Here is a 15,804-nt window from a genome sequence, read left to right as displayed (position 1 = left end):
ATGTTTCATTTATTATACTATACTCATAATTAATTAGTTAAATAATTAATAAGAGCGGTTTGAACATAATAAAGCTTTGTTGTCTCAATCTGTCCCATTTGAAACTTCAATTGCAATTCCTGAATGTCTAGGACGTCGTTGAAATTAATAGTTCCTGTTTCATAATTCTTAATGAGAATTTCTTCGGCATTTTCAGCTTGTTTTAGGTTTTTCTCTTGTGTGTTAAATTTAATTCGCGACTGATTGCGTTGAGAAATTGCCTTTGATAATTCAGCCACTAGCACATTCAACCTCTCATCTTTTTGGAATTCTATTTCCTGTTTACGCAGTTCATTTTGTTTTGAAATTGACTTATACCGATTATTGAAAATGGGAATAGTAATTGAAACCATTGGCATCACGATGTCTTTCCCATTGTCAATTAGACTCATATCCGTTCTTTCAGAAACGGGTATATAATCCAATCCAAAACCGAGCATTGGCAAGGCCTCCCGTTGATTCAAAAGTTCCGATTGAACGACTGATTCGTAAAGCTTATCATATTTGAGCAATTCTGGGTTTACAGACAAGGCTTCGTAACTATAAAAATTGTCCTCTTCTGGAATTTCCAAAGAAGAAACCACTAACGCATCTTTATCGTATTCCCTGTTCAGCAAACCGTTTATGGCTGCTTGTATGCCCTTGTCTTGCTGAATCAAAACGTCTTTCTCCTGTTGTAATTCGTTCTGCCTAATCTGTAAACGCAACACGTCTACAGCTGATGCCTTTCCTACTTCCAAGGAAGTGAGTGCAAGGCGTTCATAGGTTTGCAAGAGTGCTATATTTTCATCAAGTACTTCCTGCTTTGCCCTAATTTCATAGAGCTGGTAATAGAATTGGGAAACAGAAAGCGCGAGCTTTCGTTTTGCGATGGTCACTTCCACAAATTGGGCTTCGGCCATTGACGAGGCATAATTTTCCCTTGCTGATATGGTTCCAAACCACGGCAACATTTGTTTTACCGAAAAACGTGCACGTTGCGCTCCTGTTCGGGTTTCAGGTTCACTTACAAAGTAGCCTGCGCCAATTTCTGTATTCGGTATCCAATCAGCTTCATTTACCTTTTCTTCCGCTATATTGTAGCGAAGTTCAAAAGCCTGAATTTCGGGATTGTTCTTTTCAGCTTCCTGAATATAGGATGCTAAATCTTGTGCATTTACTTCCGCGAAAGCGAAAAAACCAAGTGCTATTAAAATTATATATCTCATTTTGTAGCTCTTTTTAATTGAAATTCTTGTTTCCAGCTAAATAAGACTGGTACAACAAATAGGGTTACAAGTGCAATTAACATCCCACCAAATGAAGGGATTGCCATTGGAATCATTATATCACTACCACGACCAGTTGATGTTAGTACAGGCAGTAAAGCAAGAATTGTAGTTGCAGTTGTCATTAAACACGGGCGAATACGTTTTTCTCCTGCTTCCACTACAGAAGCTCTAATTTCCTGTTTTGTTTCTGGTGTATTTCTATCAAAGGTTTGTGTGAGGTATGTTGCCATTACCACACCATCATCGGTAGCAATACCAAACAGAGCAATAAACCCAACCCAAACAGCAACACTTAAATTGATGGTGTGCATTTGAAACAGGTCTCGTAAATTTTCTCCAAAGAAGTTAAAATTTAAGAACCAATCCTGACCATAAAACCAAATCATTAAAAATCCACCTGCAAAGGCAACAGCAATTCCAGTAAAAACCATCAAGGATGTAGCTACCGAACGGAATTGGAAATACAAAATCAAGAAGATAATCGCCAACGCTAAAGGCACAACAACTGATAAGGTTTTCTCTGCTCGTAACTGGTTTTCATACGTCCCCGTGAACTTATAATTGATACCTTTAGGCACAATCAATTCTCCAGAATCGATTTTTCCTTGGATAAGAGCTTGTGCATTTTCCACTACATCCACTTCAGCAAAACCATCAATTTTATCAAAAAGAACGTACCCAACTAGGAAAGTGTCCTCACTCTTTATTACTTGCGGCCCTTTCTCATATCTAATAGTAACAAGCTCACTTAGTGGAACCGGACTTCCATTTTCCACAGGAACATAAATGTCATTCAGATCATTTGGATTGGCACGTAACTCCCTTGGATAGCGCACTCGGATACCATAGCGCTCTCTTCCTTCCACGGTTTGTGTTAGTACCATCCCTCCCACGGACACCTGTATAACTTGCTGCACCTGTTCTACGGTAATTCCATATCGGGCAAGTCGGTCTCTATCTATATCCAATAATAGATAGGGTTTACCTACAATACGATCAGCAAATACGGCTTCATTCTTAACCCCTTCTGATTGTTTCAACAAGCCTTCCAATTGCAATCCAAAGGCTTCAATCTCTTTTAGATCCTGCCCTTTTACCTTAATTCCCATTGGTGCTCGCATTCCTGTTTGCAACATCACTAATCGTGTTTCAATAGGTTGTAACTTAGGTGCTGAAGTAACTCCGGGAAGCTTTGTAACCCTAACAATTTCCTTCCAAATATCATCTGGGGATTTAATTTCTGGCCTCCAGTTTCTAAAGTATTCCCCATCATCATCTGGAATAAGTTGTGAATTAGTCACAGAGAACGGGTTTTTAATTTTGGATGCTTCGTAATTAGAATTGTTATCCTCTATTTCGTTATTTGGATTTGTAACCAAACTTCCATCCTTGAGAACAAATAATCCATCTTCATTTACTTTAAAGCGCTGTCTTTTCCTTTTGTCGTTTAGTTTGTATTCTGATTTGTATTGAATTATGTTTTCATACATTGATAAAGGTGCTGGATCTAATGCCGATTCTGTACGACCGGCTTTACCAACGACTGTTTCAATCTCTGGGAGGCTAGCTACCGCCATATCCAATTGTTGCAATACCCGTTTATTCTCTTCAACACCAGCGTGAGGCATAGACGTGGGCATCAACAGAAAGGAACCTTCATTAAGAGATGGCATAAATTCCTCACCAGTATCGCGCATAATCAACACCCCTAAAATTATAATGACAGTAGGTACGGAAAGAAATAACAGTTTATTGCGTAATGCCCAATTTAAAATTCGCACATAATAATTTCTAAAAAGTGTAAACACTCCAAGAAGACCAAAACAAATAAGACCGACAAAAATAAAATTTATAAAGATGCTTCGGTCTACTCCCAATGGCCTCCAATATTCTGCCAATAAAAATATAATAGCAAAGGCAGACACAAATATGTTAATGATATTAGCACGTTTAGGGGTAATCTTTTCTTTTAGCGAGAGGATACCTACTACACCAAATGCCACTAATATTAATCCCAGGGGGTATCCAAAAACAACTGCCAAAATACCTAGAATGACCAATGCCCCATTTAACATATAACTAAAGGAAGTTTTTATGTTGCGCTTTTTAAACAAATAAGCTGCAAACGGTGGAATTAAAAATAAAGCCACAATTAAGGATGCTGTTAAGGCTGAAGTTTTGGTAAATGCCAATGGCCTAAACAATTTACCTTCAGCACCAATCATTGTGAATACAGGAATGAAACTTATAATTGTAGTCATTACCGCCGTCAATATAGCCCCAGAGACCTCGGAAGTCGCATTATAAACGACGGTGTTCATTGGCACGTCCTCATCATTTTCATCGATATGCCGCAGTATATTTTCAGTGAGAATAACACCAACATCTACCATGGTACCAATAGCAATTGCAATACCAGATAAGGCAACTATATTGGCATCTACATTAAATAGCTTCATCGAAATAAAAACCATTAATACCGCTACTGGCAAGAGACCAGATATTAAAACCGAAGCTCTTAAATTAAATACCATTATGACAATTACGAAAATGGTAATTAAGATCTCTAATGATAGCGCCTCGTCCAGCGTTCCCAATGTTTCTTGAATAAGTTCTGTTCTGTCATAAAAGGGGACAACTGTAAGCTGCGACGTTCTACCATCACTCAATGTTTTAGAAGGTAAACCAGAACTTAATTCATTTATTTTCTCCTTGACGTTATTAATAACCTCCATCGGGTTTGCACCATAGCGTGCTACCACAACACCACCAACCACTTCTGCTCCTTCTTTATCTAAAATCCCTCTTCTAGTTGCAGGCCCATGAGAAACTTTGGCAATGTCCTTTAACCGTATTGAGGTAAAATTTTCTGATGAAACCACAGCGTTTTCAAGATCAGCTATGGATTTAATATATCCCAAGCCCCGTATAAGATATTCCGCTTGATTGATTTCTAGGGTTTGCGCCCCTACATCTTTATTACTTTGTTTAACTGCTTTAACTACTTCGTTTAAACCAATCTTATACTGTTTCATCAACTCTGGGTTGACATCTACTTGGTATTCCAAAACATAGCCACCAATAGAAGCTACTTCAGAAACACCGCTTGCTGAAGACAATGCGTATTTCACATAGAAATCTTGGATACTTCGCAATTCCTGTAAATCCCATCCACCAGTTACATTTCCGTCTTTATCACGACCTTCAAGGGTGTACCAATAAATTTGTCCCAAACCAGTCGCATCTGGTCCCAGAGCTGGGTTAACACCTTCAGGAAGTAAACCGGATGGCAATGAATTCAATTTTTCGAGAATACGGCTTCGGCTCCAGTAAAATTCAATATCTTCTTCAAAAATGATGTAGATACTAGAAAAGCCAAACATAGAAGAACTACGTATAGTCTTAACTCCCGGAATACCTAGAAGCGATGTAGTCAACGGATAGGTAATTTGGTCCTCAATATCTTGTGGGGAACGACCATCCCATTTTGTAAATACAATTTGTTGATTTTCGCCTATATCAGGGATGGCATCAACAGCTACAGGGTTACGTGGAAACGAGCCAGTATTCCATTCAAACGGGGCATTTATAACACCCCAACCCACAAATAAAACAAGTAGTAAAACAGCTACAAGTTTATTCTCTATGAGAAATTTTATGCTTTTATTTAGCATTGGTATTGATTTTTAAACAGTTATACTTGGTGCAACATTCTGATCAACTCAGAAAATTAAACACAACAAAATGAGCCCAAAATGGTTGTATCCATAGGGCAAATCTTCCCGATATTTATCGGAAACTGTTTAAAATCAAATTAAATACGTCTCGTGTAGCTTTTGTATATCCCGTATGAGAAAGGGAGCTGCATAATCTCTAAAAGAAACGATGTTCGTATCTAGAGTGTCAAAGAGATTAATATAAGAATGGAAAAAACTTGCAACAAAGACTTGTTGCTCAAAAATTAAGGTGTTAAAAGATATTTTTAAGTCATCCTGACCTTCAACAACTACTTGCTTATCTGAACAGCAAGAATCATCCTGAACTTCACTTTTACAATCATTCTTGGATTGTTGTTTCTCCATGCCGCAGGTCTCAACGTGTCCAAATAAGGAAGAATCCACTAAAATATCGCCACAATAATGGCTAGCAACAGTAAAAGACACAGTTGATAATAGCACTATAAGTGCCATACAAAAAGATAATATTTTATGGAGAACCTTTTTCATTAATGCCACAAATATATATAAAAAAAACAACACAGTGAACGTTTAATATTTTTTTGGATTTGAAATATAAGAATTCTCTCGGAGCACTTCTATACTTTTGATAAATAAAATTAATATGACAAAAGTCATATTCTTGAAGAAACTTTAAAATTATCTTAGCAAGCACTTAAATTATAAAAAAACCATAAACTATTGACAATTAATTAATTGGAAAATTACTCGGAAACTTAAAAACACTGAATGTTTAATATAATTCCATACCTTTAAAACGTGAAACCTTTATTTACTAGAATATTATCCTTCTTTTTAGCAGTTTTCATACTGTTTTCTACCTCTTCTTTTTCGGTAGATATGCACTTTTGTTGTAATGAATTGGTGGATATAGCTTTTTTTGGTAAAACAGAATCTTGTAAGGACATAGTTCATAAAAAAGATAATACTTCCAAACAATGCACTACCCTACAAGAGAAAGATTGCTGTAGCAACCAAACCATTGTCAAAGAAGGAGATGATACCTTCAAAAAATCCAATATCATATTAGAAAATGAGAATCTTGTTTTCATCAATACTTTCTTTTATACCTATATTAATCTTTTTGAGGGACTAGAGGAAAATGTAATTTCTTTTCAAACCTATAGGCCTCCTCTCCTATCTACAGATATAATTATTCTCAACGAGACCTTCTTAATTTAAAATTTCTACATCGCAGGTTAAAATTAATCTGCACAACTTCGTCATTACGCCTCAATTCTTGAATGCCACCAACTTTGAATCTGTTAAGGCATTGGTACTAAAAGTTGAAAAAGAAACGATTGGTCATAACGATATCTTTAACAAGGACGTAGTGAACTATCACTATTTTGAGGTAGTAGTAGATCAGGATGGAAATACCATGGACCAATTAACACAATTGGCCATTCATATCCCTCCTTCAGCAAACGACAGCAAAAATCCACCTACCATAACATCCAAATTGATTTCGGAGAATTTGGCAGGAGTTAGAAGGTAATAACAAGAAATGGCGTATTAAAAAAATTGAATGATAATGAAAACGTACTCAACAAATAAGAAATTAAAAAAGATTGAAAACCTTTTTAAATCTGATAGTTAATAGCTAATAAGCCATTCCCTCAACTACGGTTTATGGATTGTTGGGAATGGATTTATAAAATATAAATAAATGTTTAAATCAATAAAAATAGAAAATTATGAAAACACTACTAATTATTTTATCCGCAATCGGGCTTTTAAGCTTAAACAGTTGCAAACAAGATTCAGGTGTAAACACAATGATGCACAATAACGGAGATTACTATTATTGGGGAATGCATACGGGCTGGTGGATTGCCATACCTCTAATTTTAATAATATTGATGGTAATATTTTTTAATTCCAGAAAAAACAACAAATAGCTTTTGATATTGAAAAAGACATTCCATGGATAGAATGGCCTCAAAAATCATATGATGGCTGAAAATTTGAAATAATGACGTTACGAAAGGAATTATCATACAAACACCAATTAAAGAAAATAGGCGGTATCAATTCTTATAAATGTATAATTCTTGAAAGCCAAAATACACTATTCATCGAAATACTAGAGATATAAAATTTAAAACAGTTTTTAACACTAAAAATAATTAAAGAAAATTCTTATGGAAATTATAATAGCGGCAACCAAAAGTTGTCAACATAGGCCTTCGCTAGAGAAAGTGCTTCAAAAAGCTTGGTTGCCCTACAAAGTAAATTATTTTGAAGAACATCCCGAAATATTTGAAAAATATCAATTGAAACACTCACCGTTATTGATTGTAGATGAAAAAGTAGCATCTGTTGGTATGCCCGAAATAGATATAATAAATGATCTAAAGGCAAGAAATACGGATATATCAGAGATTAGAATCCCTAAAAGAGATAAGAACCATATGATTCCCAAAAATATAGGAACAGAACTTGGCTTAGTGGAAGTTGATGTAACATGGGGCAGTATTCAATCAATAAAGGCAGCACAATCCGTGCATACGGTTGGTGAGGTAGAAGTATATCAGCACCACATGAAGGGTTTGCCCATTATCGATGCGCGAAAACCCGATACCTCTGATGGAGTAACTATTCCAGGCTCAAAAAATATTCCTTATGACGAGTTGGTAGGAAGAATGGAGGAATTGGACGAGAGCAACCCCAGCATATTTTTTTGCAATGGCCCACAATGCCCACAGTCATCAACAGCTATAAAGAATCTCTTGGGTGCAGGTTATCCTGCTGATAGAATTTTATATTACAGGGGAGGAATGCATGACTGGATTACATTAGGTCTTCCGGTACAAAAATTATGAAAGTAGTAATGACTATTCCCAGTTGGGTAATGAATTTTAGGGATTATTAACTATTAAAACTATACGATTATGATGATGTGGTGGTGGATATTGATACCGGTTGTACTTGTATTGGGCGTATTTCTGTACAATGGAAGAAATAAACAAAATACAGAGAAGAGAGAAAATCCTGTGAATATTCTGGACAACCGATTCGCCAAGGGCGAAATATCCAAAAAAGAATACGAAGAAATAAAACGGGACATTGATTCAAAAAAATGAATAAACAACAATTTTATATAAACGAGTATTAATCTAAATTCAAATCAAAATGAAAACAATAGTAAAAACCTTAATGATTATCGGTGCAGTGGGTACATTATTTAGCTGTAAATCAGCATTTAACGCTACTGAAACAATGGGAGCTCAAGCTAATCGAAATGCTGTGTACCAGGAAATAATTGCGAACCCAAGCCAACTTAGCGAATTTATCGACCTAGCACAACAAGATGCAGGAGCAAGAAAGATAATAATGCAGAACCATATGCAAATGATGGAAACTGGAAATATGAAAATGATGATGGAAAAAAACCCTGAAATGAAAGAAAAAATGCAATCCCATATGCAGATGATGATGGAAAAAAATCCGGAAATGATGCAAAAGATGCAATCCAAAATGCTCGATAAAATGATGGAGAGTGAAAAGGGTCGTAAAATGCTTATGGATGAAATCCATAATAACGAAATGATGAAAAAGGAGATGAAACCAAAGATGATGGAAATGATGAATGACAACCCTGAAATGATGGAAGAAATGATGCAGAAAATGATAGAAAAAAATCCTGAAATGATGAAGAAGATGAAAGGGAAAATGAAAAATGAAGAATAATAAAATTCCTGCTCTTAAGATTGGGATAACTACAAATAAAACAATTAGTTAACTATTAAATCTATAAAATTATGATGATGTGGTGGTGGATATTGATACCGGTTGTACTTGTATTGGGCGTATTTCTGTACAATGGAAGAAATAGACAAAATAACGAGAAGAGAGAAAATCCTGAGAATATTCTGGACAACCGATTCGCCAAGGGCGAAATATCCAAAGAAGAATATGAAGAACAAAAACAAACGTTGAACACTAAAAATTAAAACAATGAAGTATTATTTTAATAAAACAATCAAAGGCACTTTTGAAGAGGTTATCGATAAGGTCACAATAGGATTGAAAGAAGAAGGCTTTGGGATACTCACAGAGATTGATGTAACTGAAACCCTAAAGCAAAAACTGGATGTAGACTTTAAAAAGTATAGGATACTTGGAGCTTGTAACCCACCCTATGCCCATAAGGCATTGGAAGCCGAAGATAAGATAGGCACCATGTTGCCCTGTAACGTTATTGTCCAGGAAGTATCAAAAGGGGTCATAGAAGTTGCAGCGGTAAATCCAATGGCATCCATGCAGGCGGTCGAAAATAATATTCTGGCAGAAATCGCAAGTGATATTTCGGACAAATTGGAACATGTAATCGAGAAACTTTAGAAAAGGAAACGATGGAAAATGACAATGAAAAAAACAAACAGGTTTCGCAACAAAATTATTCAGAAAGTCAAAACACCCCTTACTGTATTACGAGGAGGTTTGGTAGCATGACTTTTGAAGAAACAGTGCAAAACGTAAAAAATAGCCTTGCGAAATTCGGCATTGACCTTGTTGGTGAATTTGACGTAAAACAGTATCTGAACTCTAGGTTTAACAAGATGCCACGGCACCTCATTCTAATGGTGTGTGAAACAGAAATGGCATCAAAACTGATCTCTAGCGACATTCAAATGAGCATTCTTTTTCCGTGCAATTTAACCATCAAAGATGTGGGAGATAATTCCATTATAGAAGTGTCCATAGAGGATACCGAAACTACTTGGTCGTCCTCCATGAAAAAAGATGTAATGGAGGTGGCAAAAAACACGAAGGAAACATTAAAAAAAGTACTTGATAATATCGAGCAACTTAACGTAAAACTATAATTGAAAATATTTAATAAATCTTAAAAATAGATAGTCATGAAAAATTCATTTAACCTTGAGATATTGAAAATAAATAAAAATCTCACAGCAGAAGAACAAGAAACTTTTCGTCAAAAATTTAAACCTTTATTAGAATTATCCGGAATTATGGCACTATGCCTTGAAGCTAAGGAACTATATGTTGAATTTAACCCAATACTTTTCAATTTAGATTCTTTTAAACTTCTCTTAATTGAACTAGGCTTCCCTTTAAAACTTGAGTTAGTACGGGTTTAATAGTTTTTCGGTCTAAAAGAGCTATAAAGAACTGAGGTTTTCGTCGTGATCCTGAAAACTTCAATTCATGCTCTTTGTATCGAGAACTTAAACGAAACAATAGTATGAACATACAACTAAAAATAATCACAAACTTAAATTAAATAAATAGTAATCTAAAAATTAAATATTATGAAAACACTAGTAATTATTTTATCTACAATTGGGCTTTTAAGCCTGAACAGTTGCATGCAAGAAACAAATCCTCAAGCATTAATGGAAACTCATGAATCCCGCACAGAGGTTTATAATGCCATTGCCCAGAATGAGGGTTATATGACAGAGTTTATGGCAAATTTGCAAAACGACGAAAATGCCATGGAAATGATGCAGGGCAACAACAAGATGATGGGCTCCATGATAAAGGGAGAAAACATGCAAATGATGATGAAAGACAGTACAATGATGCGCTCAATGATGAACGGAATGATGAATGACGGAAAAATGATGGGAACAATGATGAAAATGATGCACCAAAAAGGGATGATGAGTGAGGACTGTATGGAATCCTGCTCAAAGATGATGGGCGATAAAGGAATGGATATGCAGGGAATGAATAAGTTGGGCAATATGGATACTCCAACTAAAGATGACTATAAAGAACATCACTAATTCATAACAACTTAAAAATTAAAATTATGAAAAATCATTGGTTATGGATGGTTCTTGGTTGTGGGTTACCACTCCTATTTATATTCTTTGCACCATCCTTGGGTATTGGAGGGGGTACGGCACTATTTACTTTTTTTATAGTAATGTTTGCCTTTCACTTACTGATGCCTATGAAGCACGGCGGCCATACCCACGGGCTGTCTGATGAAAATTTGAACAGAAAAAGAAAGGAAGGTGACTCAGAACACAAAGGTCATCACCATTAAAAAACAAATATTATATACAGATGAAACAAAAATATCAAATAGACGGAATCAGTTGTAGCGGTTGTGTGGCAATGGTCAAAAAGACCTTGGAAGCGCATCCTGATATTGAAAAAGCAGAAATTTTCCTAGCACCTAAAGGAGCTACACTTATCACAATGAAGGAAACCCTTTCAGTGGACGAGCTACAAAAGCAGCTCAATGCATTGGAGGGATATACAATAACTGAAATAAATCTTTAACAATTTAAAACTAAAATTATGCACTATTACGACGGAAGTTTTTGGGGAATGCACCTAATATGGTGGATTATATGGGTCATATTAATCGCTTGGATATTCTTTATTCCAGCAGACATCCCTTATCAAAAATCAAAGAAAGACAGCCCACTGGATATTTTGAAAATGCGTTTTGCCAAGGGCGAAATATCCAAGGAAGATTTTGAAGTGTCAAAAAAGATTTTGACTTCAGACAGTACTAAAAACATTAATTCTTAAAAACTAATATTATGGATCACTACGGCGGTATGCATTTTATATGGTGGATTGTCTGGTTCATTTTCTTGGCCTGGATATTTTTTATTCCCACAGACATACCTTATCAAAAAACAAAGAAGGAAAGCCCATTGGATATTTTAAAAAAAAGATTTGTGCAAGGCAAAATATCCAAGGAAGAATTTGAAGAATCAAAAACGATTTTAAAATCAGAAAACTAACTCAAAAATATAAAACTATGTATCGATTAAACATAAAAAAGCTCGGTTTTGCCTTCGGGCTAACAGGTGCTATAATTTATTTAGGCTGTATGATAGTAATGGCAACAGCAGGACAGGAAGGTTCAATCATCTTTTTCAACAGTCTATTGCACGGCTTGGACACTACTAGTCTCATTAGAATGGACGTGCCCTTATTGGAAGCATTTTTTGGTATCGTTCAAACCTTCATTCTGGGCTGGTTGATTGGTGCTTGTATTGGAGCATTTTACAATGCTCAAATCAAAAGACGATAAGCTATAATTTCCCCAGAATATTGATTTTATCCAATTCATTTTAATCTATATCTCTCTGTGGGGGCATGTAACAAACGGTTTGGAAATAAAACTTTTGGATTGAGAAAATCGCTATACTGAAAGTTCATAAGCCTTTAAAAATGAAAAGCCTCAAAACTAAAAATGAGTCGAAATGATTTATTGCTTCATAGCTCAAATCAAGGCTCACAAGAAAACATGAGTGCAGGAACATTTACCTGCCCAATGCATCCCAAAGCAATCTCAGATAAGCTGGGCAAATACCATTAGTGTGGAATGACTTTAGTAAAGAAAAATTAATTATACCGGGCAACAGCGAGACTGAAGAACGGGAAACAGTGTATCTGAATAAATAAACAAATTAAAAATCATGGAGAATTCAATCAAGCATACTTACCACATTGGTGGTATGAGTTGTGGCGGGTGCGTTACAACAGTTAAAAATAAATTGTCTGCTACTCCTGGTGTAACATCCGTGCAAGTTGACTTGGCAAAGAAGGAAGCAGAAATTACTTCTTCCGCAGTAATTAAAGCCGATACACTTCAAGATGCATTAAAGAATACGCATTACACCATTACGGAATTTAGGACAGCTTAATTAAACTTATTATGTCCCGTTTAAAAATTTTGGTTAGTAAAAAATCGGGTAACAGCGGAACTGAAGGGCCAATTTAAATTGCAAAAATTATGTATATGTATGACGGTTATCACATCGGAGGGATGCACCTTATATGGTGGTTTATTTGGATGATTTTTATATTCTGGATTTTCGCAACACCCTTCGACATTCCCGGACAAAGAAAAAAGAAAGATTCTCCTCTTGATATTTTGCAAAAGCGTTTTGCTGCCGGACAAATAACAAAAGAAAATTATCAGGAACATAAAGCACTTCTTGAAAAAGATTTGTCAAAAGAGAATGATTAATAAATAAACAGATAAATTAAACGAATGAACAAACATTAATTCTGGGTTGTAAATCGGTGCTTGTGTGGCGGCTATTTATAATTTAAGATTTAAAAAATCTCACTAATAATTAAAATTCAAATAAAATGTCAACAACAATCGAAAATGAACCAACAGGTTTAGAAAATAAATCAGAACAGGGAAAAAACAGTGCTGATAAAAAAGAAAACGGAAGCGACAAACAAAAAAAAGCTTCTATCAAAACAGTAAATCCCGCCACTAACGAAGTGGTGAAGTCGTTTGAAGAAATGACAGAACATGAAATTGAATCAGCAATATCTGGTGCAGACAATGCCTATAAGGATTGGAAAAAAACTTCTTATAAGGAGCGGGCAAATCTTTTACATAAAGTCGCCTCGTTGATGCGTAAGAAAAAAGACTCTCTGGCCAAACTAATTACTTTGGAGATGGGCAAACTGCTCAAACAAAGCGAAGGTGAAATTGACTTGAGTGCCGATATCTTAGATTACTATGCCGATCACGGAGAAACTTTTCTTGCCGATAAAGTCCTTGAACCTGAATATGGAGAGGCTATAATACGAAATAGTCCCATTGGTGTATTGTTTGGTGTGATGCCCTGGAATTTCCCCTTTTATCAGGTAGCTCGTTTTGCAGCTCCCAACATTATGGTGGGCAATACTATATTGCTTAAACATGCCTCTAATGTACCACAATGTGCTGCTGCTATTGAAAAACTGTTCAAAGAGGCTGAAGCTCCTGAAGGACTATATACCAATTTATTCATCACAGGCAAACATGCATCAGCATTAGCTTCTGACAAAAGAATAAAAGGTGTTTCCTTAACAGGAAGTGAAAAAGCAGGTGCAAGCCTTGCCGAAGCTGCAGGAAAAAATCTTAAAAAAGTTGTTCTAGAATTAGGGGGCAGTGATGCGTTTATTGTTTTGGAAGATGCCGATATGGATAAAACAGTTGAATGGGCCGTGATTGGCAGGATGAACAATACTGGTCAAAGTTGTGTGGCTGCCAAACGCTTTATTGTAGTGGAAACTGTGGCCGATGAATTTCTGGAAAAATTCAAAGAAAAACTAAGCGCATTAAAAGCTGGCGACCCAATGGACAAAGATACGCAGCTCGGACCTGTATCAAGCGAGGAAGCGGCAGTTCATTTAGATGACCAGGTGAAACGTTCTGTTGCAGCGGGGGCAAAAATTTTATTGGGAGGAAAACGGATCGACCGCAAAGGCGCTTATATGGAAGCCACCATTCTTACAGACATAACACCAGATGTGCCAGCTTACTATGAAGAATTGTTTGGACCAGTTGCCTCTTTTTATCGCGTAAAAGATGAAGCGGCAGCGATTGAACTTGCAAACGATTCCCCATTTGGATTAGGTGGTTCCGTATTCACCAATGATATTGAACGTGGAAAAAAAGTTGCCGATCAGATAGTTACCGGAATGGTCTTTATCAATCATCCTACCTGGACACAAGCCGATCTTCCTTTTGGTGGAACAAAGCGTTCAGGCATCGGTCGTGAACTTTCTGAATTAGGGATACAGGAATTTGTAAATAAAAAACTCATCCGTGTAAGTGGAATATCAGATCCATTTTAAAAGAATGATATGACAGTAGCCGATTACAAAGTGTCGGCTATTGTCATATTTTAAATTAAAAAAATAAAGCAATGGAAACAAGCAACAAAAATATACAGAATCAGAATTCACAAACGGATATTGGAGCCCAAAAACCCAATAAGGAAGTAATAATTATTACGGGAAGCAGCGGAATGATAGGCTCAGCCTTAATTCATAAGCTTTCTGAAAAATACCATGTGGTTGGATTTGACCAAGATGGCTATCCTTTTCCACCGGTAGAGGCAGAATGTGTATGTGTAGACCTCACCAGTGACGCACGAATGGACTTTGCCTTTAAAAGAATCCGCTACGCCTACGGCAACAAAATAGCTTCGGTAGTGCACCTGGCGGCTTATTATGATTTTCTGGGGGAACCCTCTGATCTGTATGATAAAGTCACAGTGAAAGGCACAGAGCGGATGCTGAAATACTTGCAGGATTTTGAAGTGGAGCAATTCATTTTTTCAAGCAGTATGCTGGTGTACAAACCTTCTTCACCTGGGGTGCTGATTACGGAAGAATCACCTTTGGAACCCAAATGGGATTATCCTAAATCTAAAGTCACGACCGAAAAAGTAATGCATGAAAAACGGGGCAAAATTCCCGTAGTGATGATGCGTATAGCGGGCGTGTACAGTGAAGTAGGCAGTTCAATCCCCATCACCAATCAGGTTCAGCGCATCTATGAAAAACAACTTTCAGCACGACTCTATCCTGCCAACACCGCCCATGGCAGCACCTATGTACACCGGGATGATCTCATCAATGCGATAGCATTGACCATAGACAAACGGAAAGACCTACAAGCAGAAGTGGTTATTAATATTGGTGATGATGAGACGCTTACCTATCAGGAACTCCAAGACATTATCAGCACAGAAATTCATGGCAAAAAAATGCCCATCATCGCCATACCAAAGTGGTTTGCCAAAGCTGGGGCATTTATGCAGAACCTGTTTGGCAAAGCCTTTATAAAACCCTGGATGATAGATCTGGCCGATGACCATTTTGAAATGGATAGTTCCAAGGCTAAAAAGTTGTTGGGCTGGCAACCTAAACACGGTTTGCGAGATACCTTGCCAAAAATGATTGACAACTTAAAGGCCAATCCAGAGAAATTTTACAAAGACAATAAACTAGGCTAAACCCTG

General features: G+C 36.5%; 24 protein-coding genes. 21 read left to right on the top strand and 3 right to left on the bottom strand.

What is annotated here, in order from left to right:
• Positions 1–29: 29 nt before the first annotated feature.
• The 3 genes from ESU54_RS06980 to ESU54_RS06970 all read right to left on the bottom strand — a co-directional run bounded on the left by ESU54_RS06980 (position 30) and on the right by ESU54_RS06970 (position 5,536).
• Entirely contained in the window at positions 30–1,247 is a 1,218-nt protein-coding gene (locus ESU54_RS06980) for a TolC family protein (protein WP_111845298.1), read from the bottom strand.
• Positions 1,244–4,984 carry an efflux RND transporter permease subunit gene (locus tag ESU54_RS06975; protein WP_111845299.1) on the bottom strand — a complete coding sequence of 1,247 codons (3,741 nt, stop codon included), beginning with the start codon at positions 4,982–4,984 and terminating at the stop codon, positions 1,244–1,246. Before ESU54_RS06975 ends, ESU54_RS06980 begins: the two co-directional genes overlap by 4 nt.
• Before the next feature lie 135 nt (positions 4,985–5,119).
• Complete coding sequence (locus tag ESU54_RS06970; protein WP_111845300.1) at positions 5,120–5,536, bottom strand: HYC_CC_PP family protein; 417 nt, start codon at positions 5,534–5,536, stop codon at positions 5,120–5,122.
• Between the two features lie 270 nt (positions 5,537–5,806).
• On the opposite strand from ESU54_RS06970, the gene ESU54_RS06965 reads away from it, so the two are divergent.
• From ESU54_RS06965 to ESU54_RS06870, 21 genes are all read left to right on the top strand, one after another.
• Entirely contained in the window at positions 5,807–6,229 is a 423-nt protein-coding gene (locus ESU54_RS06965; protein WP_111845301.1) for an HYC_CC_PP family protein, read from the top strand.
• A gap of 58 nt (positions 6,230–6,287) precedes the next feature.
• Positions 6,288–6,545 (top strand): hypothetical protein, encoded by a 258-nt coding sequence (locus tag ESU54_RS06960; protein WP_235004611.1) that lies wholly within the window; start codon positions 6,288–6,290, stop codon positions 6,543–6,545.
• Positions 6,546–6,744: 199 nt separating this feature from the next.
• Positions 6,745–6,948, top strand: coding sequence for a hypothetical protein (locus ESU54_RS06955; protein WP_111845302.1), 204 nt, complete (start codon positions 6,745–6,747; stop codon positions 6,946–6,948).
• A gap of 243 nt (positions 6,949–7,191) precedes the next feature.
• Positions 7,192–7,872 (top strand): rhodanese-like domain-containing protein, encoded by a 681-nt coding sequence (locus ESU54_RS06950; protein WP_111845303.1) that lies wholly within the window; start codon positions 7,192–7,194, stop codon positions 7,870–7,872.
• Between the two features lie 69 nt (positions 7,873–7,941).
• Positions 7,942–8,133 (top strand): SHOCT domain-containing protein, encoded by a 192-nt coding sequence (locus ESU54_RS06945; RefSeq protein WP_111845304.1) that lies wholly within the window; start codon positions 7,942–7,944, stop codon positions 8,131–8,133.
• A gap of 49 nt (positions 8,134–8,182) precedes the next feature.
• Positions 8,183–8,740 (top strand): hypothetical protein, encoded by a 558-nt coding sequence (locus ESU54_RS06940; protein ID WP_146848092.1) that lies wholly within the window; start codon positions 8,183–8,185, stop codon positions 8,738–8,740.
• A 71-nt stretch (positions 8,741–8,811) separates the two neighbouring features.
• Positions 8,812–9,003 carry an SHOCT domain-containing protein gene (locus ESU54_RS06935; protein WP_111845306.1) on the top strand — a complete coding sequence of 64 codons (192 nt, stop codon included), beginning with the start codon at positions 8,812–8,814 and terminating at the stop codon, positions 9,001–9,003.
• Positions 9,004–9,007: 4 nt separating this feature from the next.
• Positions 9,008–9,394: a DUF302 domain-containing protein gene (locus ESU54_RS06930; protein ID WP_111845307.1), complete on the top strand. Its 387-nt coding sequence runs from the start codon at positions 9,008–9,010 to the stop codon at positions 9,392–9,394.
• A gap of 11 nt (positions 9,395–9,405) precedes the next feature.
• Positions 9,406–9,879 (top strand): DUF302 domain-containing protein, encoded by a 474-nt coding sequence (locus tag ESU54_RS06925; protein ID WP_111845308.1) that lies wholly within the window; start codon positions 9,406–9,408, stop codon positions 9,877–9,879.
• Between the two features lie 36 nt (positions 9,880–9,915).
• Positions 9,916–10,155: a hypothetical protein gene (locus tag ESU54_RS06920; protein ID WP_111845309.1), complete on the top strand. Its 240-nt coding sequence runs from the start codon at positions 9,916–9,918 to the stop codon at positions 10,153–10,155.
• Positions 10,156–10,326: 171 nt separating this feature from the next.
• On the top strand, positions 10,327–10,806 hold the full coding sequence (locus tag ESU54_RS06915; protein ID WP_146848091.1) for a hypothetical protein: 480 nt from the start codon (positions 10,327–10,329) through the stop codon (positions 10,804–10,806).
• A gap of 26 nt (positions 10,807–10,832) precedes the next feature.
• Positions 10,833–11,072 carry a hypothetical protein gene (locus ESU54_RS06910; RefSeq protein ID WP_111845311.1) on the top strand — a complete coding sequence of 80 codons (240 nt, stop codon included), beginning with the start codon at positions 10,833–10,835 and terminating at the stop codon, positions 11,070–11,072.
• A 20-nt stretch (positions 11,073–11,092) separates the two neighbouring features.
• On the top strand, positions 11,093–11,311 hold the full coding sequence (locus ESU54_RS06905) for a heavy-metal-associated domain-containing protein (protein ID WP_111845312.1): 219 nt from the start codon (positions 11,093–11,095) through the stop codon (positions 11,309–11,311).
• A gap of 18 nt (positions 11,312–11,329) precedes the next feature.
• On the top strand, positions 11,330–11,566 hold the full coding sequence (locus tag ESU54_RS06900) for an SHOCT domain-containing protein (RefSeq protein ID WP_111845313.1): 237 nt from the start codon (positions 11,330–11,332) through the stop codon (positions 11,564–11,566).
• Between the two features lie 11 nt (positions 11,567–11,577).
• Positions 11,578–11,784, top strand: coding sequence for an SHOCT domain-containing protein (locus ESU54_RS06895; protein WP_111845314.1), 207 nt, complete (start codon positions 11,578–11,580; stop codon positions 11,782–11,784).
• A 17-nt stretch (positions 11,785–11,801) separates the two neighbouring features.
• Positions 11,802–12,077: a DUF5676 family membrane protein gene (locus ESU54_RS06890; RefSeq protein WP_111845315.1), complete on the top strand. Its 276-nt coding sequence runs from the start codon at positions 11,802–11,804 to the stop codon at positions 12,075–12,077.
• A gap of 162 nt (positions 12,078–12,239) precedes the next feature.
• On the top strand, positions 12,240–12,365 hold the full coding sequence (locus ESU54_RS18160) for a hypothetical protein (RefSeq protein ID WP_262712195.1): 126 nt from the start codon (positions 12,240–12,242) through the stop codon (positions 12,363–12,365).
• A gap of 100 nt (positions 12,366–12,465) precedes the next feature.
• Positions 12,466–12,693, top strand: a complete 228-nt coding sequence (locus ESU54_RS06885; RefSeq protein WP_235004612.1) for a heavy-metal-associated domain-containing protein — start codon at positions 12,466–12,468, stop codon at positions 12,691–12,693.
• A gap of 95 nt (positions 12,694–12,788) precedes the next feature.
• The gene (locus tag ESU54_RS06880) at positions 12,789–13,019 is read left to right on the top strand and encodes an SHOCT domain-containing protein (protein ID WP_317046628.1); all 231 of its coding nucleotides are present in this window, start codon (positions 12,789–12,791) and stop codon (positions 13,017–13,019) included.
• Positions 13,020–13,144: 125 nt separating this feature from the next.
• Positions 13,145–14,632, top strand: a complete 1,488-nt coding sequence (locus ESU54_RS06875) for an NAD-dependent succinate-semialdehyde dehydrogenase (protein ID WP_111845317.1) — start codon at positions 13,145–13,147, stop codon at positions 14,630–14,632.
• Positions 14,633–14,703: 71 nt separating this feature from the next.
• Entirely contained in the window at positions 14,704–15,798 is a 1,095-nt protein-coding gene (locus ESU54_RS06870; protein WP_111845318.1) for an NAD-dependent epimerase/dehydratase family protein, read from the top strand.
• Positions 15,799–15,804 lie beyond the last annotated feature (6 nt).

This window comes from Aequorivita antarctica (assembly GCF_007997155.1).
Lineage (GTDB): Bacteria > Bacteroidota > Bacteroidia > Flavobacteriales > Flavobacteriaceae > Aequorivita > Aequorivita antarctica.
The sequence above is the reverse complement of the archived record's forward strand: the minus strand, read 5'-3'. Positions and strand labels throughout refer to the sequence as shown.